A 22,148-nucleotide genomic window follows, 5' to 3' on the forward strand; every position below is an offset into this window, starting at 1 on the left:
CCAATGTGAATTATTTAGTATTTCAAATGGATTTAGAAGTTGGCAATCCAGAAAAGAATAGGAAAATCATTGAAAGCTGGTTAGAAACTAACTACAGTGATGTTTTAGATGTTGTAGTACTTCCTGAAATGTGGTCTACGGGCTATGCGTTGGAAGAATTAGAAGAAATCTGCAAAGTGGATGGTAATCAATCAATTGAATTTTTACAATCACTGGCTAAGAAGTTTAATGTAAATTTGGTGGGTGGCTCGATTGCTGTATTAGAAGGTCAAGATATCTTTAACCGAGCGGTTATTGTAAATCGAATGGGTGAGATTGTTCACACATATGACAAGATGCACCTTGTTCCGATGTTAGATGAGCCAAAGTTTTTAACGGGCGGTCATAATCAAGTTGAAGTATTTGAACTTGAAGATGTAAAGATGGGGGTTATTATTTGTTACGATTTACGATTCCCTGAAATTATTCGTGACTTAGCATTACAAGGTATTCAAGTGCTACATATCGTAGCAGAATGGCCACTCGCAAGGGAAACGCATTGGAATACGTTACTTCGTGCACGCGCAATTGAGAACCAAATGTATGTTGTTGCATCAAATGTGACGGGGACAAAGTTAGGAGTGGAATTCGCAGGTTGCTCACAAATTGTAGATCCTTGGGGAAACATCATTCAAAAATTAGATCAAGAAGTTGGTGAATTAAAAGCAGCTCTGGATTTAGAGAAAGTACCGCAAATAAGAAAAGAAGTTCCCATATTCGATTCAAGAGTACCGGGGAAGTATAGAAAGTTATAATGTAGGCGCTACTTCAAAGATGACAATCTTTAAAGTAGCTTTTTAGATTTTAACACAACTCTAATCTTTTTATTAACTATAAACTTTCAAAGGTTCTGGTGCAAAAAACTTCTCAAAAACTTGGACATACTGATACTATCAATCTAGAAAAGGGATGGTGTTCAGTGTGGAGAATCAAAATTTATTCAAATGGAAGCATTATCAGCCTGATATTATTTTATTAACGGTGAGATGGTACCTACGGTACAGCTTAAGTTTTTCGTGATTTGGTGGATATGATGGAGGAGCGTGGCTTATCCATGGCTCATACAACGATTATGCGTTGGGTTCATCAATATGGACCTCAATTAGATAAAAGAGTACGTCGTCATCTTAAGTCAACAAATGACTCTTGGAGAGTCGATGAAACGTATATCAAAGTAAAAGGTCAATGGATGTATTTATATCGTGCAGTCGATTCAGAAGGGAATACCATTGATTTTTATCTAAATGAATCAAGAGATAAACAAGCAGCCAAGCGCTTTTTCAAGAAAGCCTTGGCTGCTTCTCATGTTTGTGGGCCTCGCGTCATAACCGTCGATAAAAATCCAGCCTATCCTGTAGCGATTCAAGAGTTAAAAGAAGAGAAACGTATGCCTGAAAGCATCCAAATAAGGCAAGTGAAATATCTTAATAATATGGTTGAACAGGATCATCGTTTTATAAAGAAGCGAGTTCGTTCGATGTTAGGATTGAAATCATTTTATACAGCTACTTACATACTGAGTGGTATAGAAGCGATGCATATGATCAAAAAGAAGCAAGTTCACCAAGGGGTGAAATCTGCCCAAAATCAAAAAGAATTCATTCATAAATTGTTTGGATTAGCTTCATAAGCTAGCAGTTTAAAGGAAATTGACACTCTATGTTTCTAGCACGTAGTTTTTGCACCAGAACCAAATCTCTTAACGGTGCAGATCTTCTTGATGATTCATAGGAATCTGGAGTATGTAAATTAGTTAATGGAAATACAAATTTAAATTCCTAGTTGACACATTGGATTAATATGCTTATTATAATTTAATAGATACATAATATTCCAAAAATGTTATAAAAAACTTATGAGCTTAGCTTATCAGTCAACTGAAGGCTGCTTCCATTCTAAATGGGAGCAGTCTTTTTTTATAAGTGTTAGGAGGGAGCAAAGAGCATGCAGAACTTATTTGTAAAAAATAGCAAGCAGCGTAAGTGGCTTGAACGGCTGTACCCATTGGAAGCAGACTTTAAAGCACAAGCCTCGCAAATCGACAAGGAGGGCAGCTTCCCTAGAGAGAATATCCAGACGTTAAGAAAAATCGGTTATACCAAATTGACCTTACCAGAGGAATTTGGCGGGGCATAGCCAAACATATTGTGACCAACTCCGCGATTACCGTGGTCGATAAAGCGATGCGATTAGTCGGAGCAAAAAGCTTACAGCTGACAAATCCACTGCAGCGTTATTACCGAGATGTTCGGGCAGGCCTACATAATCCGCATATGGATGATCTAACCATTTCAAAATTAGCTCAAACAGCTATTCAACAATATGAATCTAAGGGAGGAATAGACAATGAAAATGAATAAAGTTTTTAAAATCGCCGCTACAGGAATAGCCTTAGTAACTCTAATAGCAGGTTGCGGCTCAAATAAAACAACCGGCGCAAAATCGGATTCAGGAGATACTGGGAAAGAAGTTAGAAAAGTAAAAGTAGCGTTTGATCAAGGCGGTAAACCAATAGGATACGTAGATGAAAAGGGAAACCCAACTGGATATGAAATTGAAGTCATGAAATTAGTTGATAAGGCACTGCCAGAATACGAATTCCAATATGTGCCAACATCAAGTGAAGACTTATTGATAGGGGTTCAACAAGGCAAATATCAAGTAGGTGTAAAAAATGCCTGGTTTACAGAGGAAAGAACGAAGAGTTATATTTTCCCTAAAGAATTCCTCGGACTTAGCGGCGTTGGCCTTTTGTTAAAAAAGGAAAATGAAGATATAAAAGATTTATCAGATTTTGCTAAAGCTAATCTTTCTTTAGCTCCTATTGCTGCAAGTAATGCCCAATATACCATTGTGGAAGAATACAACCAAGCCAATCCTGACAATAAAGTCAAACTAGAAGCCGGAGATGCATTCTCAGTGGATGTCGTTCAATGGGTAAAAGAAGGACGTGTAAATGGAGGCATTTATTTAGGAGCAACGTATGAAAAGCAAGTTCTTGCAAAGGATGGTCCCTATCATAATTTAGCTAATGACGTTGTCTATAATGAGTTTATGGTTGTAAAAACTTGGCCATTATTCAGCAAGAAAGAACAAGAATTTGCAGATGCCTATGATCATGCAATCAAGAAAATAAAAGAGGAAAAGAAGACAAACGAACTTATGGTTAAGTTCTATAATAATGATTTATTTAAACTATTGGATACTATAAAAAGGTAACACCGTTTTCCAAGGAAGCTTACAGAAACGATTGATCGCATACTTGTTTTTAATATTTATACATTTGGGTCTGACTTGTCACTTTCTCTTTTTTTAGCGGCTGCAGTTTGGCTGTTTCAACAATCGAAAGTGGCAAGTTTTTGTACATAAAGTCTCTTACACTAAGAAAATTTATGATTAACAAACTAGGGAATCAGTATGGAGGTGGAGCATGCAAACGTATTTTGATATTACGTACATTTGGGGAGCAATACCACAACTTATTTCATTTTTAAAGGTAACATTTATGGTAGCAGGTCTATCGGTTTTGTTCGGTACGATTTTAGGATTTATCTTAGCCGTTATGAAACTGGGAAAGAGTAAGATTGCAAAAAAAATCGCAAATGGTTATACCACCATTTTAAGATGTACACCATCTATTGTTCTATTATTTTTAGTGTTTTACGGATTGCCGGCAATTGCCAGTAATTTTGGTACAGACCTGAATAATCTTCACACCTCGATCTTTGTTGTGATCACCTTTTCTCTACAATTTGGGGCATTAATTTCTGAGGTGATGAGGACTTCCTATGAAGCGATCGACCGAGGTCAATATGAGGCAGCTGTTAGTGTAGGGCTTAGACCCGCACAGGCATTCAGGAGAATTGTTTTACCACAAGCATTTGTAGTTGCCTTGCCCAATTTCGGCAACAGCCTCCTTGAATTAATGAAAGAAGGATCATTAGCTTATACCATTGGTTTGGTTGATATTATGGGGAAGGCAAGTCTTATCATTTCAAATAACTATAATTCTCATTCCTTAGAAATTTATCTTGCATTATCTCTTATATACTGGGTTCTATCCATTTTAATTGAACAATTCTTTTCCAAATTAGAAAAAATATTCAGTAAAGGTAAACTGGTTATAAAAACGACATAGGGGGTGACAGAATGTCGGTCGGATTGGATTATCAGTTTTTAGTGAAAACTTTTTTTGTTGCATTATCTGGAGTGCCTACAGCCTTAATCATTACGATTTTCTCGTTACTAATTGCTTTGCCTTCAGGATTTTTGCTCGCATTATCTCGGATTAATCGAATTCCAATCATAAGCCAGTTTGCACGAGTCTATGTTTCGTTTGTGAGAGGGACACCTGTCATTGTTCAAATTTTTATTATATTTACAAGTGTTCCTTTAATATTGGCTCCAATATTTGAAAAGTATCATTTTAAAACGAGTATTTACGATATAAATCCGATTTGGTACGCATTTATTGTTTTCTCCTTGAATACAACTGCTATTCTAATAGAAGTATTTCGTTCTGCTATTGGCACGGTAAGCAAGGGGCAGCTGGAGGCAGCTTATTCAGTTGGTTTGAACAATGTGCAAGCGTTTAGAAGAATTATCATTCCACAAATATTAGTAGTTGCATTGCCCAATATTTGTACAGCAACGGTCAATTTAATTAAAGCTACCTCTTTGGGTTATGCTTTGTCATTGAAAGAGATTACGTTAAGAGCCCAAGTGGCAGCCAATGTTGGCTACAATTATGTTGAAGCTTACATCGATATCTTTCTTGTCTATCTCATTTTATGCAGCTTAGTGGAATACTTATTTAAGCTGTATGAAAAACGGTTAAGGAAGTTTAATGCAGCCGGTGCCTAAGATAATGATAGGAGGTAAAATCATGTTAGAGATTAAAAATATCCACAAGTCCTTTGGTAAGAATGAGATTTTGAAAGGAGTAGATTTAAAGATTGATAAGGGTGATGTTGTCGTCATTCTTGGCCCAAGTGGTTCTGGCAAGACGACATTACTTCGGTGCATTAACTTTCTTGAACAAGCAGATCAGGGGCAAGCCATTTTTGGTGATATTGATGTAAACCTTAAATCATCAACAAAAAAACAAATACATCAAATCAGGAAAAAAATTGCTTTTGTGTTTCAGAATTATAATTTGTTTAATAATAAAACAGCATTAGAGAATGTGACAGAAGGTCTTATAATTGGAAGAAAGGTTCCGAAAGCAGAAGCAAATGAGATTGGTAAACAGGCATTGGTGAAAGTCGGATTGTCAGATAAATTGAATTCCTACCCTAGTGAACTGTCTGGCGGGCAGCAGCAGAGGGTTGGCATTGCAAGAGCCATTGCGTTAAATCCAGATATTATTTTATTTGATGAACCAACTTCAGCGCTCGATCCAGAATTAGTCGGTGAAGTATTAACCGTCATGAAAAATATTGCAAAAGAAGGAACAACCATGTTAGTTGTGACTCATGAAATGTCTTTTGCAAAGGATGTAGCAAACAGAGTCATCTTTATGGATGGCGGTGTCATTGTAGAAGAGAATTCTCCTATGGAAATTTTCTCAAGGCCAAAAGAAGAAAGAACTCAACATTTCTTAAAGCGTGTTATACCAGAGGATTTTATTTATTATATTTAACGAAAGTGCAGCCTCTGTAAATGGAGTTTTTTCTCCATTTCTCCCTTCTCAATGTCCGTAACTAATACTTTCTGTAAATGGGCAATAAATATTCATGAATAATTTTATTATTGAAGATGACTCATAATAAAAACAGGCCAACAAGATATAAAAGATCTTGCTGGCCTGTTTATCAGTTTGTTACCACGTACTCATTATTCATTCGCTCGATCGGTTTGGCCGAAACAAAGAAGAAATTCTACAAGAGTGGAATGACATTACGAAAACCATTCAGGCCGACATTATGGTACTGGATGTGCCTCTATTGGATACCACTCAATTTAAAGACAGTCTAGGTACTTTCATTGCCGATCTGGTATTATAAATTCTTTCTTGGATGGCAGAAGACGAACGCAATCGAATTCGAATACGGCAGCGTGAAGGCATTGATGTGGCTTTGAAAAACGGAGTAGCTTTTGGCGGACCGAAATCTATCATTACTGAAGAGTTTAAACAAGTTTATCATCGATGAAAATTTGGAGAGATGACAGCTGTTAATGCGATGCAGGAAATAGGGGTTAAAAAGACAACTTTTTATATCTCCATCATTGTATCGATGTTGATATTCGCGGTGCTTATTCGTAGGATTTCAAATATGTACGGAGTACCAGATTTCTTCAACATAAGGGCACGGACCCATTAGGTTAGCATAACTGGCCTCACATGGGAGGGAAAGCCTCCAGGGGCGGCGTGGAGAATGTACATCATATGGTAAAATGTGGAGTTTCATTTCACTCCATTATTTCACTATGCCTTCACGTCTGAACTCATTTCATTTAATCGTTAAATCAATTTCAAGGGTTATGAAATCCTGCGAATAAGCGAGTATTCGTGAGAAAATAGTATTAAGCTGAGGGAGTTCAATAAGAGGATACTTTATCAAGACTTGAGGGTACATCAAGGTACCAGAAAAACAGGTGTCAGCAAACTTCAAAACTGCTTGAGAGGCGCGTGTCGTCTCTGCTAGGTTCGATTCCTAGACAATCCCGTCAAACTGAATAACATAGTGGATTCCTTATAAATAAAGATCAAGCAATACCTGGTCTTTTTTTTCGTATTAATAATGACACTGATATTATGAAGACAAACAAAAGGCAGGTCGCATTGAATTGAACATAGGCCTCCTAACTCGACGCCCTCTGATTATCTATGGGAGAAGAAAGGCATTGTGCCTTTTCTGAAAGTCGATCGATGCTGTCCAAATCCTTCCACAAAATTTATGAAGCATCGATCAAATAAAGGACAACCGAAAAACGACCACGAGCTTGATTAAGAGCTTGCGGTCGTTTTTCGTATGAGTGGAACAAATTATTAACTATTAAAAAGGGCTAAAAGAGAGTGGAAATAAACTTGAGCAGAAGTAAAAGAATTAAAAGTGACTATTTTTCTTGATGCATACGATATTTTGTGGTGCAGAAGAATGCTCATCACTCAGTATTGATGGAACTTTAAGACCAAGAAATGCCAGTAGGACAGTAAAAAGAAATTTTCGAGTAAAATATCTTGCTAATTATCTCTAGCTTGAGAAAATACAATCTGAGATAAATATCAGGCAACATAAAGGATAGTTTTAAATAAACATATTAGTAATGAAAAAATAACCGCCCCGCATCAGAATTGCGGATCTTGTCTCAATATTAGTTAGAAAAGGAGGGATTGTTTGATGGTATGGACTATTTTTATCTTTCTATTGATTGTGTTTATTGTAGGACCGATTGCCTTGCTTTTGTGGTTAAATTTTTTAGCAAAGAAACCACAGCATTCGATTATCAGAGCACACCCTTATTTGGGATGGATGCGCTACTTGTTAGAAAAGATTGGCCCGGAATTCAGGCAATATTGGTTTGATGATGACAATAGTGGCAAACCATTTTCACGAACAGATTTTTTAGGGATTGTTTTTTCTGCCAAATATCGAAGTGACCTTTTAAGCTTCGGTTCCAAACGTGACTTTGATAAGCCTGGTTATTATATTGCGAATGGTTTGTTTCCCCTATTAAATGAAGAATTAAGGGTTGACAATCAAGAAAAAGTCCATTCCATGAAATATAAAATTGATCATGAAGGATTGTTTACTCGTCACGAACAGCTTGAAAAGGACCAAACAACACGTTGGCTTTACCATGAGGAAGATGCCATAATAGTTGGCGGTGATCGGAAATTTCCATGGAGACTTCGCGGTCCATTTGGTGCCTCTGCCACATCTTACGGAGCAGTCGGCGAAAACTATATACTTTCAACAGGTCATGGCAGCTGTTTGGCAGGCGGTTCATGGATTAATACGGGGGAGGGCGGAGTTGCAGCAGAGCATTTAGAAAGTGGTGTAGATGTGGTCGCTCAAATTGGCCCTGGTTTATTTGGTTTTCGCGATGATGAGGGGAATTTTTCTATTGATGAATTTAAGTTTAAAGCCCAGGAGCCGAATATAAAAGCATTTGAGCTTAAATTCGGCCAAGGAGCAAAAATCCGTGGCGGACATCTGGAGGGGTCAAAGGTTACAACGAAGGTAGCAAACATTCGTAAAGTTCCAGTGGGGAAAACCATTAATTCACCAAATCGCTTTCCATTTTTGAATAATGTGCTCGAAACGTTGCAGTTTATCAAAATTCTGCAAGATGAAGGTGGAAAACCTGTCGGAATCAAAATTGTCGTTGGATATCCATCCAGCTTGGATAAATTTTTCGAGGCCATGAATAATCTTAGGATTTATCCGGACTTTATTACGGTTGATGGCGGAGAAGGTGGAACAGGCGCCACTTACAAATCAATGGCAGATACAATGGGGCTTCCTTTATATCCTGCTTTAATTGCGGTTGTTGATAAGGCCTATCAGTTTGGTCTACGAAATAAGCTGAAAATTTTTGCTTCAGGAAAGTTAATTTCAGCCGATAAAATTGCTATTGCCCTTGCGATCGGTGCAGATACCGTGAACTCTGCTCGAGGATTTATGATTGCTAACGGCTGTATAATGGCTCTTCAATGCCATACTGGTAAATGCCCTACGGGCGTAACGACCACCGATCCAAAATATCAAGAAGCACTTGTGCTAGAGGAAAAGAAATGGCGAGTCATGAACTACATCATTAATGTACGTCAAGGTTTGTTTGCCTTAGCTGCGGCTTGTGGCATTGATAGCCCCCGTAAGTTCACTCGTGATCACATTGTATTTAAAGATGTCGATGGAAAAATAAAAAGGTTATCAGAACTGTTTCCAATTCCTGATTCTTCGGATGAATTATTAAAAAGAACTTTATAGTTTAAAAGAAAATGAACGGGATAAGTTAACCCTGTATTTATATTATCTGTTGATGGAAAAAGAATAGAGGTTTATCAAAAGGTGACAAAAATATTTGGATACCTCCAAGAAGACCTGCAAGATAAGTATTTCAAAGCTATTATTGTTCCCATACAGATAGAAGAAGTCCGTTACTATTTTAACCAGTTTATTATATCAACATTTTCAAACCTATCATTTGTAATCGCTTGACTTTACAACCTTGACGGGATAGGGGTAGAGTCCCACATATAGCATCATAACATAGCCTTGGTAACGTTTATCAAGGCTTTTTTTAGTGGTTTCCTAGCAAAGGTGCTATTTCAGGATGCAAGTCAGAATAATCTTTATGGAGAATTTTTCCCAAACCATAACTGAAATGCGAATTAAATTGACTTGTAAGTTAATAAATTAAATAAAAACAATATTTGGAAGTTAGTTGAAAAGAAGAATCTGCTTCTTATACGGAAAAGGAATAGATTATTGTGATGATAATGAAAAGGAACTAGTAGGAAATGAACTTATCCAATTTTTATATTAAAATAGAAAGTATAAAACACCGAATTGAGAAATAAAAAGTCTGTGAGACATGGATAAAACTTGGGAGCAATTTTTAAGGATACTATATAAAGAAATGAGAGAATCAGATATACTAAAACTAGTGGATTTGATATCAATACAAGTGATGTAATTAGATAAATACTAGTGATACTTCTCATTAAAAATTCATTTGATGTTGATTTGGCGGGCATTCTTCTGATTTTTCAAACAGCCATTCATTTGCAATTAGGGCATGGAGTCTTCAAAACTGTGTGTTTCTATAAAATTTTACTCATTCATAATAGATCAAAAAAGTTTCGAAAATTATTTTCGAGACTTTTTGTATTTGTGAAGAAATTTTATTCCTTGCAATGGATTGACTTTGATCTATTCAAGCTAGGGAACGATTGAATATTAATTTTCTTCAAAAAATTAATAATATATATTTTGACATATATGTTATTAATCTCATAAATTATATAATTGTTGTTATTATTAATGTTATTGAATATGACATTATTATTATTAAATATAACATTATTTTAATATGAATATTAAAACTCTGAGATAAAAGGTAAGCCGATAGTGAATCTTTAACAATAAATGATCTTTTTAAAAGAATAGACAAATATTTGTATATATAATCTTTTTTCTTGAATACTCAAACAATTAACCTACAACGAATTTACATATATGATTGTACATAAAAGAAAAGATAAATGCGCTAGAATGCAAATCTCCAACATCCTAAATAAAATAGGGATCTTCTTATTTTTAATTTAAAACATCTTAATAAAATTCAATAATAGTAGAATATTAGACAGTCAATATTAGCTTAATTTATTTGGTGATTTATAGCTATTGCTTTACGAATAGATATTAGAGGAATAGATAGAGAGTTCCCATATGCAATCTTGCGAAAGAGCTCTTTATTATGAATAAGAATAGATGTAACCCGAATTCTCATTCGATATTCATCACCATGCGGCTTAATTGTAAATAGGTATTCATTTCATTGTGCAAAGTTTCATATTATAACTCCAAAAAATGAGTGGCCTCGATAAAGTAGGAATCCGACCAGCAATTTTCGATTCTCTAACTTTTCATGGTTCTTTTTTAGCTATAAAAATTCAGGGAAAAAGGAGATAAGAAGTTCAGCATCCCATGATTCAATTTCCTGACTTGCACACAAGTTTGTGCTTTTTCGTGACGTGTACCTTCTATTAATTTGGGATTTATTATAAATTTCATTATAGTCTCGACTATTTATTAAAGTGTTTATTAGATGCTACCGTTTTAGAATGGTTCACTGCTAATACGTGAATTAAAATCATGGATATTACTCTATTTTGTTTACGAAAATACTAAGTTCCGATAATATATAGTTATCGGAACTTAAAACCGGAAAAACCAGCCGTTAAGGAGGTTCGATATTATGTTAACTGAAAGTGGAAAATTTCTTCAGATTGATAATGAGAAACTGGAAAAAATAAAATTCTACATACAAAACTCTAAAAGTAAAAACACCCAGAGAAGCTACGCATCCGACTGGAATCATTTCACAGAGTGGTGTGAATTGAATGGACGAGATCCTCTACCGGCATCTGCTGGCACGCTTTGCCTTTATTTATCGGAATTGGCGGCGACACATAAATATTCGACCATACGAAGACGAGTTTCTTCTATTAATATGGCGCATAAATTCAAACATCATCTTCCACCTTCCAAGGAAGTTGAGGTTCAAGCCTTAATGGAAGGAATTAAAAGAGAGATCGGTACTCGGCAAGAACCGAAAAAGGCATTGATGCTACAGGTCCTTCCGGCCCTAATCGATAAGATTGACACCTCAACTCTTATTGGAGTACGAGATAAAACTATTCTTTTATTAGGTTTTTCCCTGGCAAGCCGACGTTCAGAATTAGTATCTATTAATATAGAAGATTTAGAAGTCAACGACTTTGGGATGGACGTAAGGGTTCGCGAAACTAAAACGAAAAATGATGATTTTATTAAAGGTGTTGTTTATACGTACAATGAATTTTGTCCAGTTAAAGCAACTAAAGAATGGATTAAAATAAGTAAAATCACTACTGGAGCGCTGTTTCGTTCCATTGATCGGCATGGTAATATCAAGGAAAGGTTGAGTGATAAATCCGTAGCACTCATCATAAAGAAATATATCGGGGAACTTGGGTTGGATGCAAGCGACTTTGCAGCTCATAGCTTGAGGAGTGGGCTTTCTACAAGTGCAGCCATGATGGGGATGACAGAAATAGCAATTATGAAACAAACGGGGCATAAAACCAGAGAAATGGTTGATCGTTACGTACAAGCAGGGTTACGGTATAAAAACAATGCGAGCAGCATCTTAAAGAATTTATAATTTACAATTTTTAGTGTGTTGGAGATTTGCATTTAAACGAAATTATCTTTCCTTTGACGTACAACTACTCATCTAATTTCGTTCTGTATAAATTGTCAGAACGATTCAGAGATGTGTAAGTCGGGTATTACCTCCACAGTCTTCAAAACTGCCTGAGACCTGCGTGCCAGGTCTGGTGGGTTCGATTCCCATGCAGTCCCGCCAACGTTCATACTCCCGCAAGGGTTTGACGATGATTGACCCGGTGATTGTTGCCGTTGATTGATCCGTTAACTTACACAGTTTCCCCCCAGTCTCGTTGCAAGACTGTAAAAGGCTGACGGTGAAGACTGTTTTGATAGTTGCCTAAAACTGTTCGTCCTCTTACGCTATTAATTTTGCGGAAGGGGATTTTTTATTTATGATGCGGAAAGGTGTACAACGAAGAATTAAACGTGTAGCTCCGGTCGAAGTGCCACTAACAATAACGGAAATGTTCGAAGAGTTTATGCTCCTTAAAAAAGGCGAAGGACTCGCAAAACGGACGATACAAGAGCACTATAATAATTTCGGATATTTTAAAACTTATATAGGCAAGGAAATATCTGCGGAGGATATGACGACCGAAGTATTCATGGGCTGGATTCGATATATGATCGATGAAATGAACTACACGCCAGGCACCGTAAACATTCGTGTTAGGACAATGCGTGCATTTTTGCGGTATTGTTACGAGGATAAGATGTGGTTAAGTGAGCCGATACATAAACGCTTCAAGCCGATTAAGGCACCTATAGACGTCGTTGAATCGTTCACCGTTGAGGAATATCGACGACTGATAGCGGCAATCGATGATGACAATTACGTTGGGTTTAGGACGAAGGTGATGACGTTTGTCTTACTTGACACAATGGTGCGCGTCTGCGAACTGGTAGATATAAAGCGGCAGAATATCGACTTTAAGACGATGTCCAAATCCGATGTTGCGTTTTTTATCAACATTCAACCCAAATGGAAGTCAATGTGTAAGTTTTAATGTACTCCATTAACAAGCTGCTTCATTGCGTTTAACTCCGAAGAAAGCGCCAAAAACCATTCCTTATCCCCTGTTGATAATGCCAAGAGTAGAGTTAAAATCAGTTTGCTATTCTTATATAGAGTACTAAGAAGATATTTACCTACGTCGAAAGGGATACAACATCCTAGCATATATTGCGAACAGCCGCGTGTGTAGTAACATCCTTTACAAGTTTAGCATGTAACCAGCTTCTCATCCATCACGAATACTTTCGATATACAAACAGTCTTCATCGATTATGCAATAGCTTCCCTCATCCTAATTCCCCCTTATCTTAAATTTTCGAGCAAATAGTATATATTTTTTATACTATCTTTTTGAAGAAATTTAATGGATAAATCATATCAATCATTCATTTCTATGTAGCCGCTCAATAAAGACTAAATTTTAATTGGATTTATTTATGAATCGGCCAGATAGATTAGATTAAAAGCCGATAGTGCAATAATATTGGTTTGAATTTTATTAAAGATTCCTCTTATTTGTGCATATCAAATGTTCAAAGTCCCTATTTGAAATAAAAAGGACCGAATTTTAAATAAATTTAAGTATGAATCGGTCGAAAGGAGTGAATAAAAAGGCGCTTGGGCAATAATATTGGTTTGAATTTTATTAAGAATTCCCCCTTATTGGGTAGATTACGTGTTCAACGTTACTTTTTTAAAAAAATATTTTGTTGTCAATTTATTAGTCATAATTTAGTATTTGAATTGTGAAAATTGGAAAAAATCTAATAAATTTTTTTATGATGAAAAATACACATCCAATGAAAATAACGTCAATTTTTCATAGAATCTTTTGTCAATAAACAAGGTCAGTGTGAAAGATGAAATCACATGAAGAAATCTAGTATTAGTAGATTGATATTACCAGTCTGTATTTACAGGTTGATTAATATAAAAAAAAAATAGGAGGTTGACAAATGAGAAAAAAGGTAACAAAACAAATTACAGCATTAACTCTCATCTTTACCGTAATCCTGTCTCTATTTAGTAGTTTGGCTTCTGCCTCACCTGAAAAGTTAGAAAAGGTAACAAAGGAACCGCCTTCAAAGGAGATCGTAAAACTTACTCCAAGTGAATCGACAGTCTCGTTCTCTCTTTCTAAAGGCAAACACGATTTAAAGGCTGAAGCAGAGTATAAGGATGGTTCCAAAGCTGATGTTACAGCAGAAGGAAAATGGACTTCACTAGATGAGAAAGTTGTAACAGTTGCTAGTGAGTGTTAACTGCAGTGAAAGCAGCGTCTACACATGTACAATTCAATCTTGGAACTGCTGTTTTACCGTTGAAGAAATATTACTAAAGATGCACTTGTTTTAGGTCAAATGTCAAGATGAGTTAAGTAGGAGGAAAGTGGATGATGAGGAAGAAAAAAGGTTTTCCTAACAAAGTAATTACTACTGCAACTTTAGCAGCAATGTTGTTAACGTCAACGGGTTTTGCAGAAGAAACAGAAAGTAACACGGTTCCAGCTCCAAGTATTGAGGACATTTTAAAACAGGGTCAAAAAATTTTCTTAGATGAAGAGAAACATTTAAATGAAGATCAAGTAGATGAACTAGGTTATAAGGATTTAAGTGAAAATGGTATTGTTAAAGCTTATAACCCAAATGAACAAGTACGGGTAATAGTTGAGGTAGAACAACCAGAATCTATAGATATTTCTCTTAAAGAAAAAAAGAAGCAACAAAAGCAAAAGCAAGATGAGGTTATAGCAAAAATTTCAAAGCAAAGATCAGCTTCCAAGGTAAAAAATCGTTTCTTTGAAGGCTTTAATGGGTTTAGTGTTGAAACAGAATTTCGTAATTTTAAAGAAATACAAAAAACACTTGGGGTTGTAAATGTACATATTGCAAGAACTTTTGAACCATCAATGGGTGCAAGCAAAGAATTGGTACAAGCTCAAAATGTATGGCAGCAATATGGTTATAAAGGTGAAGGGTTACTAGTCGGGGTTATAGATTCCGGAATTGATTATACTCATAAAGACATGACACTTACTGAAAAAGGTAAAAAAAAGGAAAAATGGACAGAATCAAATATCCAAAATAAGTTCGCTGAAACTGAAATAAATGAGAAATGGTACAGTGACAAAGTACCTACTGGTTATGATTGGGCGGATGATGATACTAATGTAATACCTCATGGTCAATATGGAAGCCCTCACGGTACACATGTAGCAGGTACAGTAGGAGCAAATGGTGACGAATCAAATGATGGCGTACAAGGAATTGCGCCGGGTGTGCAACTTTTAGCTGAAAAAGTGTTTTCTGATAATGGCGAAGGAGCTTATGAGGATGACATTATCGCTGCTATTGAGCACGCAGTAACAATGGGAGCAGATGTTATTAACATGAGTTTAGGAACTGATGCTGGATTTGTTGGTGAGGACAACGATCCGATTCAGAAGGCAATTCATGTTGCAACAGAACATGGCACACTTGTAGTAGTTGCTGGCGGGAACTCTGCTTACAGCACTAAAAATGATCTAATACGATCTTCTTTACAACCTTATGCCGAAAATCCAGATATTGGTACAGTGAGTGAACCAGGTGTAAGTCCATATGCAATTTCTGTTGCTTCATATGAAAATTCGAAAATACATGTGAGCACCCTTGTAGAAGAAAATGGAATTCAGCTTCCATATCAAGATCAAACTCAGTTTAACTTAAAGCTTTCTAAAGTATTATCTCCATTTGATAGTTACGAGATGACTTATGTAGGTGAAGGTAGAACTGAAGATTTTAATAATAAAGATGTCACAGGTAAAATTGTTATTGCTAAACCAAACCAAATATATGGATCATACAGTTATATTCAATACGAAGCAAGTAGGAAAGGTGCTAAAGCTGTTATTTTAGTACCGTCGAATACAGATGTTGACTATCCAATTACCAACTTTAGTCCTTATTATACTCCAGCGGCAACAACAGGCAAAGCAATCGGTAATTCGTTAATTTCTAAGTTAACAAGCGGATATATCGTTAGAATGAAATTATCAAAAGGAATTTATATTGATAATCCAAGTAAAGATACAATGTCATTTTTCTCATCTTATGGAACACCACATACATTAGACTTTAAACCTGAGTTATCAGCACCAGGCGGTAATATTTATTCAACTGTTCCAGGAAATGAGTATGAGATTATGAGTGGAACATCAATGGCGACGCCACATGTAGCAGGTGGATCTGCACTTATATTACAATCCTTATATGAAAAAGGTTTAGCGCATTCAAAGGAAACAGCTTTAAAAGCTAAAATTGCTTTAATGAACACATCTAAAATTATACAAGATCCACGGACAATTACTGAAGCTCCTTACTCTCCACGAATTCAAGGGTCTGGATTGATGCATATACAAAATGCAATTAAAACACCTGTACTCGTAACAAGAGAAAAAACTCCTCTAGAACAAGCAGGATCAGTTGCATTAAAAGAGATTAATAGCAATAAAGTCAATTTTAAATTGAATTTAGAGGGACTTCAAAACTATAAAGTAAAAGGAAAAGATAAAGAAGATTTTGAATACAAAGTTTATGTAGATGTACTAACAGACGGTAAAGAAACGAAAGAATTTGACTTAGACAATGATGGTACATTGGATTCAAAAGAGTATTTAACATTAAAAAGTGAGCGAATACAAGGTGCTATAGCTTCTGTGAATGGAGAAAAAGTATCTAACTCACAAGGAAAGATATTAAAAATTAAATCAGGACAAGACAAGAATCTCGATATTCAAGTTGAATTACCTTCTAATTTAAAGAAAGGAATTTTTATTGAGGGATATGTACGACTAGTTCCCACAGGTCAAAACGCTGATTTAGCTGTTCCAATTTCTGTACCATATATGGGCTACTACGGAAAATGGGATCAACCACATAATATTGACCCTGTGGCATGGGATAAAGATGCTTTCTTGGGTTATACAGCTCTTTGGAATGATGAACCAGGTTCAGAAGGAACATTCCCACTAGGTTATGATCCGAAAACAGGAACATTTAACAAAAGTCGAATGGTTATTTCTCCTAATGCAGCCTTTAAAAATGTTTTCTCAACTTTTACGACACTAAGAAACTTACAAAAAACTGAAATGTATGTTGAGAATGAAAATGGTAAAATGATTCAATATCTTGGTGACTTTAGTGAATACACTGGAAAGCCATGGAAATTCCGTAAAAATATTATGTCTTATAGTAACTATTTAAATGGTGGTTATTTGTGGGATGTAAAAGACCAAAATGGCCAAGTAGTCAAAGATGGTAGTTATAATTATGTAATAAAAACAACACTAGATTATAAGGATGCTCAACCTCAAGTAGTAAAACTACCTATTCAAGTAGATTCTATTGCTCCAGTCGTTTCGGATATTAAAGTACAACCGAAAGATGGACAATATGAAATTTCTTTCAAAGCTATAGACAATGAAAAAGGTAGTGGATTTAAAGTTGGAATTATTTGGTATAACGGTAAATATAAGTCATTACAGATTGGACAGACATCAGTCCTTGTGAATGAAGAACCAAGGAGCGTTGTCGTATTGGGCTCTGATTATGCTTATAATCATGGATATTCAGTGTGGGGAGACCCTTCATATATTAATGAGGAAATGCTAGTTAGCTACTTTAGTGTATGGCCAAATGAAGATATTAGTGCAAGTATACCTGCTGGAATCGATGCATTTGCTAATAACAATGTAAATTGGACAATCAATATAAAAGACATAGATGGAAAAGTAATTGACTCTTTTGTAGTTGAAAATGAAAACGAAATCCATTTAAAGTGGACCCCTGAGTTAGATGTTCCAAATGGTACGTATTTTGTTTCAGCAGACGTTGTAAATAAACAAGGCTTTAAAGTTACGACAACCCCACAAACTGTTACTGTATTACAAAAATAGTATAAAAAAATGCCATTCTCATATTCTATGAGCTGGCATTTTTTATTTAGTGATATTATTCTCTAATAAAATTTAATTCTTACTTATTCTATTATCACATAGATTAATAGAACGAATTAATTCACTTAGGCCATTTGTGAGCGTCAAGTAGAAATGAACAATTTTGCTGATTATTTTTGAACACTTTCTTCATCAAATATCCTTTGTCTGTTTCTCATTCTGTGGCTATCTTCATTAAAGCTCACAATCTCTGCACGATGAATCAGACGGTCCAATATGGCTGTAGCTACACCTACATCACCAAGCAATTCTGTCCACTCCTTCGGAGATCGGTTAGAAGTAAGGATGATAGATGAATGATTATATAAATCATTGACTAGCTGAAAGAAAAGGTTGGCTTCTCTCGGATCCATTGCTGCGTACATCAAGTCGTCAATGATGACTAGGTGAGAATCCTTTATTCTTTTTATCCTAGTTTGTGATTTCCTTGTGATGTCCAAGGTTTTTAACGTGTGGACCAATTCTCCCATTGATATAAATGAAACCTTGTAGCCTTTCTGTATGGCTTCCAGTCCGAGTCCCACAGCCAAGTGGGTTTTACCGACTCCTGGCGGCCCCAATAGAATTAGGTTAAAGAGCTGCTCCACCTACGCCAATTCCTTTAATTGATTAAATTCCTTTTGACTCAAGGATTCCTGTTCCTTTAAATTAAAATCATCCAAAGGGGTTATGCATGGAAAAGAGGCAAGCTTAAGCCTTTTTTCCATGTTCTTTTCTTCTCTTTTGTTTCGTTCGTACTCTACCAGAGTATTTAAGAAAGAAAGGTAGCTAACTTGATCTTTCTCGGCTTTTGTCAGAATAGCGGGAAGCTCTTTTGAAGCTTCCGAGGATGCCATCCAATTACTTGATAAATCGATTAAAGTGAATGAAGGTTCAAAGGTTATTTCTTCTAAATCCAATGATAAAATAGAAGAACTAGTCGCATTACAAGAAAAGCAAAAGAATTATAATGCAATGCTATCTGATGCAAAAAAATTAAATCAATCTAGTGACTACCAAAAATCGAAAGAAAAATTAGATGGCTTGCTTAAAGAGGATTTAACTCATTTTACTGCAATTAAAGATGAAGCTTCGAAACTAAAAGATACTAATGACGAGTCTATTAAGAAGGCTGAAATTGCTCAAGCGGAAAAAGAAGCCCAGGAGAAGGCTGCTGCAGAAGAACATTCAATAAATGGTATTACAGCAGAAGAGGCTATTAATTTGGCCAAAAGATTACCTAATTATCTTTACTTACATTTTATCACAGAATGCTTGTTCTATCTATGTTCTTCCTCCAAATTCTTTGATTAAAAAATACAAAAACATTTTATAGAAATAAAGTGTGGGACCTGTCTGAGATTCGCTCTCAAACGAAATTAATTTTCATTTTTAATACAATGTCCATTCATTTCATTACAGAGCTTCTCAAAACAACAGACAAAATTTATTTAATGATGACATAAAGATTGTGAAGGACGAAAATGTGCAATAAAATAGAAGGTGCTTGTTGAACTAACGGTGTGCTTTACTTTAACTATCGATGATAGAATCGGTCAATTCAAGATTTACCAAAGCTACCAGGCAAATTCGGATTTTCATGGGTGTGAATACCTCATCTCGTTTCTTGGAACTGACAACAACCAAGCTATTTTTATCGGTGTTTATAAGGTTAAATCCATTAAAAAGGCTTCCGAAGTCCCTTTGCCTTGTAATTTTTTCTACTATGATAAATATAAACCCAACAGGAAATATTATTATGAGCTTGAAGAGTTGCCTGGTTTCGAGGATCTAAAGGACCGATTGGTGATTAATTGGAGCGGCGGTGCTATCAATTGGATACAGTGGCTTCATAAACGGGAAAAAGAAGTGGTCCCGCTTTTACCGAAGGGATACGTTGATCTTATTGACTTTACGGAAGATGTCGAAGGATTTCCTGAAGGTAAAGTTAAGTTAAAACAGCATTTAGTTAGGGATCGAAACCCTGAAGTCATCAAACTTGCAAAGGAACGATTGATTCAACGGCACAGCAAGTTATTTTGTGAAGTTTGCGGATTTGATTTTAAAGTACATTATGGCATTCATTTCCAAATGTTGTAGAAATAATGTGATACGTTACAGGATGTGTGAAAAGCGTTTGTGTCTAATGGATGGATCTAAATCGATTTGCCGAAATACACTAGAAGCAGCATGACGGAAAATGACGTTTACGGATCAGCGGTTCAACAATGTAGATTTCCCTAGCGTTTGGTTCGTATTGTAAAGGTGAAATACTTGATGGCACGTCCGAAACCGTCACTAATCATAAAACTTCGAGGGGGTCGCCACTGTTTACTTTAGTACGATAAAGCGTTGGTGTTACTATGTTCTTTAGATTGCGAATTACTTTACTGTCCTAAAGGATATGACGTTAATCAATACCGACCAGAATGCCAGTGACAGTAACTAGACAAAATTGTCGTATCCCTAAATAAGGGCGACACTCTTATTGAAGTATCAGCCATAAACTTTAATTATTCGGTGTCTTTTGTTTGGGATAGTTTTTGTTTATCGGTAGTTCCAGGTGGTTGTTCTAGCCATTTGTTATCAATCATGATGTTAACTCCGTCCTTAGCATACTGAGCGACTTCTAGCGATAAGCGTTCATAATTTAAAAAAAGGTCTGTTCTTTGACTTGCCGCCGCTCCAGTTGCATAATTTCCTGAACCAGTCGCACTTAACAATGCCATATGAGACATGGCTAGTTTGTCTGAGAATGTCGGTGTAGTTGAATTTGTTATAGCAACATCTGATGAAACTGGTGGTTGTATATCATTGTCGAGTAGAGTTGCAGAAAAAATCTGCACATGCTTTTTTGAAATATCGTTACCTCTTAACATCCACTTTTGTATATTTTTTCTCGGTGATGTTTGAGCAAAACTAATAGAAAGATGACTACCTATTAGATTGGTTTGAATGTTCATATAAAGATGAGATATTTCAACTGTATTTAAAGGGCGTTGCTTACTGAAAAGAGAAAAACCACTTAAATAACTTTTGCTATCTACGTAATCAGTCTTTGTTGGGTATGCAATATACGGTGCTCTTACAAACAATCCTTTAGAAAGTGCGACATCTGAACTTCTGTCGAATAAAATTGACGTTTCTTTTAGTCCTTCCATAAAATAACCCCTTACATCTTTTCTTGCACTCATGGAAACGAGTCCACTATAAGCAAGTAAACCAACCTTTGCCATGTGGTTTATGTAAGTCAGCATAAATGAATCAGTATATAGGCGAGGAGCATTTAAATTGACATCTTTGTTAGTAAATCCTGTTGGTAATGGCAATTGTTCTTCTTCGAAAAGATGAGTTAGTTTTTCTATATGAGAAACTGTAAGGTCATATGCAAACTGTATAATAGGCTTTATCTCTGCGTCTTCAACATGTACTAGAAAATATCCAAGAATGCACTTAGCCATACTATCGTTCATATAGCCAGTCCAAGTACAAGCGATTTCTGATGATGTTAGGTTGATCATATTCCGAACTCCTCCAAAAAAATATATATTGGTATACTTTCCGAATAAACTTGTTTTTATGTAGCCTAAGATGTCCTTGATATCGTGGTAATCCAGTCATAAAATGCAGATAAGACGACCAATCCGCAAGTCAGCCGTCCATCGAATACTTACCTTCTTGAAGTTCATTGCGGTATATTGAGAAATTCAAGTTGATAAATACAAAAGAGGAGGAAACCATCTTTTACTGTTTCCTAGAATAAGCTATATTGATTGTGAAAGAATGTACTTAAACTAACGAAGCAGGTTAGTTGTGCGAAATGTTTCTAGCTTAAATGGAGGATGGTCACATTTCTCTGGTAAAGGTTAGACAGTTCCTGTCGGAACTGAAGGATTATATCGAAGAATCAAATGATGGGGTAACGCCCTGAAGGGTTCTCTCTTAGTCGAATAGCACTCTATTTAGTAAGAATGATAGTGTTATAAGCTCGGCGAAAAGGCGTGAGAATTTACCGTAACAGGTTAAGCTGACGAAAGCCTACTCGATGGGGTGGTGTAAATCATGATGCTTGAGTTGAATGAATATGGTGAGAATGCGAATAAACCTAAAAGAAATGGTTAAGCTGACGAACTTCTGAATGTACGGGTCTATACCTGCGATACATAGAAATGTGTATATCACCAAATTGTGAGGTTAGATGTGGGTGAGTAAAAATAACTAATATGAAAATCCA

The 22,148-nt window shown here is 35.9% G+C and carries 16 protein-coding genes and 3 pseudogenes; 17 read left to right on the forward strand and 2 right to left on the reverse strand.

Annotation, left to right across the window (positions count from 1 at the left end):
* The first annotated feature begins 5 nt into the window (after positions 1-5).
* The 15 genes and pseudogenes from KW850_RS28660 (at position 6) to KW850_RS28730 (ending at position 17,875) form a co-directional block, all read left to right on the forward strand.
* A complete protein-coding gene (locus KW850_RS28660) occupies positions 6-794 on the forward strand; it encodes a carbon-nitrogen family hydrolase (protein WP_218351096.1) in 789 nt (262 codons plus the stop codon).
* 166 nt (positions 795-960) lie between these two features.
* Positions 961-1,669 (forward strand): IS6 family transposase gene (locus KW850_RS28665; protein WP_374226395.1). Its coding sequence is split into 2 segments (ribosomal slippage): positions 961-1,050 and positions 1,052-1,669, totalling 708 coding nucleotides; the frame shifts between segments, so codons are not numbered across the junction.
* Between the two features lie 314 nt (positions 1,670-1,983).
* Positions 1,984-2,175, forward strand: coding sequence for an acyl-CoA dehydrogenase family protein (locus KW850_RS28670; protein ID WP_218351097.1), 192 nt, complete (start codon positions 1,984-1,986; stop codon positions 2,173-2,175).
* A pseudogene (locus KW850_RS28675) lies at positions 2,169-2,399 on the forward strand (acyl-CoA dehydrogenase family protein); the annotation flags it as partial. The gene KW850_RS28670 and the pseudogene KW850_RS28675, both read left to right, overlap by 7 nt.
* Positions 2,386-3,258 carry a transporter substrate-binding domain-containing protein gene (locus KW850_RS28680; RefSeq protein ID WP_218351098.1) on the forward strand — a complete coding sequence of 291 codons (873 nt, stop codon included), beginning with the start codon at positions 2,386-2,388 and terminating at the stop codon, positions 3,256-3,258. The pseudogene KW850_RS28675 and the gene KW850_RS28680, both read left to right, overlap by 14 nt.
* Positions 3,259-3,469: 211 nt before the next feature.
* Positions 3,470-4,177, forward strand: coding sequence for an amino acid ABC transporter permease (locus KW850_RS28685; protein ID WP_218351099.1), 708 nt, complete (start codon positions 3,470-3,472; stop codon positions 4,175-4,177).
* Positions 4,178-4,188: 11 nt separating this feature from the next.
* Positions 4,189-4,902: an amino acid ABC transporter permease gene (locus KW850_RS28690; RefSeq protein ID WP_256358516.1), complete on the forward strand. Its 714-nt coding sequence runs from the start codon at positions 4,189-4,191 to the stop codon at positions 4,900-4,902.
* A 22-nt stretch (positions 4,903-4,924) separates the two neighbouring features.
* Positions 4,925-5,680, forward strand: coding sequence for an amino acid ABC transporter ATP-binding protein (locus tag KW850_RS28695; RefSeq protein ID WP_218351100.1), 756 nt, complete (start codon positions 4,925-4,927; stop codon positions 5,678-5,680).
* A gap of 154 nt (positions 5,681-5,834) precedes the next feature.
* Positions 5,835-6,257: pseudogene (locus KW850_RS28700) on the forward strand (recombinase family protein); the annotation flags it as partial.
* Positions 6,258-7,382: 1,125 nt separating this feature from the next.
* Positions 7,383-8,975 carry an FMN-binding glutamate synthase family protein gene (locus KW850_RS28705; protein ID WP_218351101.1) on the forward strand — a complete coding sequence of 531 codons (1,593 nt, stop codon included), beginning with the start codon at positions 7,383-7,385 and terminating at the stop codon, positions 8,973-8,975.
* 39 nt (positions 8,976-9,014) lie between these two features.
* The gene (locus tag KW850_RS34390; protein WP_218351109.1) at positions 9,015-9,206 is read left to right on the forward strand and encodes a hypothetical protein; all 192 of its coding nucleotides are present in this window, start codon (positions 9,015-9,017) and stop codon (positions 9,204-9,206) included.
* 1,762 nt (positions 9,207-10,968) lie between these two features.
* Entirely contained in the window at positions 10,969-11,916 is a 948-nt protein-coding gene (locus tag KW850_RS28715) for a site-specific integrase (RefSeq protein WP_218351102.1), read from the forward strand.
* A gap of 400 nt (positions 11,917-12,316) precedes the next feature.
* On the forward strand, positions 12,317-12,931 hold the full coding sequence (locus KW850_RS28720; protein ID WP_256358517.1) for a tyrosine-type recombinase/integrase: 615 nt from the start codon (positions 12,317-12,319) through the stop codon (positions 12,929-12,931).
* Between the two features lie 964 nt (positions 12,932-13,895).
* Positions 13,896-14,201, forward strand: a complete 306-nt coding sequence (locus tag KW850_RS28725) for a hypothetical protein (protein WP_218351103.1) — start codon at positions 13,896-13,898, stop codon at positions 14,199-14,201.
* A 131-nt stretch (positions 14,202-14,332) separates the two neighbouring features.
* Positions 14,333-17,875 carry a S8 family serine peptidase gene (locus KW850_RS28730; protein WP_256358518.1) on the forward strand — a complete coding sequence of 1,181 codons (3,543 nt, stop codon included), beginning with the start codon at positions 14,333-14,335 and terminating at the stop codon, positions 17,873-17,875.
* A gap of 170 nt (positions 17,876-18,045) precedes the next feature.
* Here KW850_RS28730 and istB read toward each other — a convergent pair.
* Positions 18,046-18,771: pseudogene (gene istB / locus KW850_RS28735) on the reverse strand (IS21-like element helper ATPase IstB).
* 25 nt (positions 18,772-18,796) lie between these two features.
* On the opposite strand from istB, the gene KW850_RS28740 reads away from it, so the two are divergent.
* The gene (locus tag KW850_RS28740) at positions 18,797-19,228 is read left to right on the forward strand and encodes a hypothetical protein (protein ID WP_218351104.1); all 432 of its coding nucleotides are present in this window, start codon (positions 18,797-18,799) and stop codon (positions 19,226-19,228) included.
* A gap of 207 nt (positions 19,229-19,435) precedes the next feature.
* Complete coding sequence (locus tag KW850_RS28745; protein WP_218351105.1) at positions 19,436-20,014, forward strand: hypothetical protein; 579 nt, start codon at positions 19,436-19,438, stop codon at positions 20,012-20,014.
* Positions 20,015-20,427: 413 nt separating this feature from the next.
* Here KW850_RS28745 and KW850_RS28750 read toward each other — a convergent pair whose 3' ends face one another.
* Positions 20,428-21,435, reverse strand: a complete 1,008-nt coding sequence (locus KW850_RS28750) for a DUF3231 family protein (RefSeq protein ID WP_218351106.1) — start codon at positions 21,433-21,435, stop codon at positions 20,428-20,430.
* Positions 21,436-22,148 lie beyond the last annotated feature (713 nt).

This window comes from Bacillus sp. sid0103 (assembly GCF_019219025.1).

Coding starts and splice junctions, on each gene's coding strand:
- KW850_RS28670 (WP_218351097.1), top strand. CDS start 1,984: ATGCAGAACTTATTTGTAAAAAATAGCAAGCAGCGTAAGTGGCTTGAA.
- KW850_RS28680 (WP_218351098.1), top strand. CDS start 2,386: ATGAAAATGAATAAAGTTTTTAAAATCGCCGCTACAGGAATAGCCTTA.
- KW850_RS28685 (WP_218351099.1), top strand. CDS start 3,470: ATGCAAACGTATTTTGATATTACGTACATTTGGGGAGCAATACCACAA.
- KW850_RS28690 (WP_256358516.1), top strand. CDS start 4,189: ATGTCGGTCGGATTGGATTATCAGTTTTTAGTGAAAACTTTTTTTGTT.
- KW850_RS28695 (WP_218351100.1), top strand. CDS start 4,925: ATGTTAGAGATTAAAAATATCCACAAGTCCTTTGGTAAGAATGAGATT.
- KW850_RS28705 (WP_218351101.1), top strand. CDS start 7,383: ATGGTATGGACTATTTTTATCTTTCTATTGATTGTGTTTATTGTAGGA.
- KW850_RS28715 (WP_218351102.1), top strand. CDS start 10,969: ATGTTAACTGAAAGTGGAAAATTTCTTCAGATTGATAATGAGAAACTG.
- KW850_RS28720 (WP_256358517.1), top strand. CDS start 12,317: ATGATGCGGAAAGGTGTACAACGAAGAATTAAACGTGTAGCTCCGGTC.
- KW850_RS28725 (WP_218351103.1), top strand. CDS start 13,896: ATGAGAAAAAAGGTAACAAAACAAATTACAGCATTAACTCTCATCTTT.
- KW850_RS28730 (WP_256358518.1), top strand. CDS start 14,333: ATGATGAGGAAGAAAAAAGGTTTTCCTAACAAAGTAATTACTACTGCA.
- KW850_RS28750 (WP_218351106.1), bottom strand. CDS start 21,435: ATGATCAACCTAACATCATCAGAAATCGCTTGTACTTGGACTGGCTAT.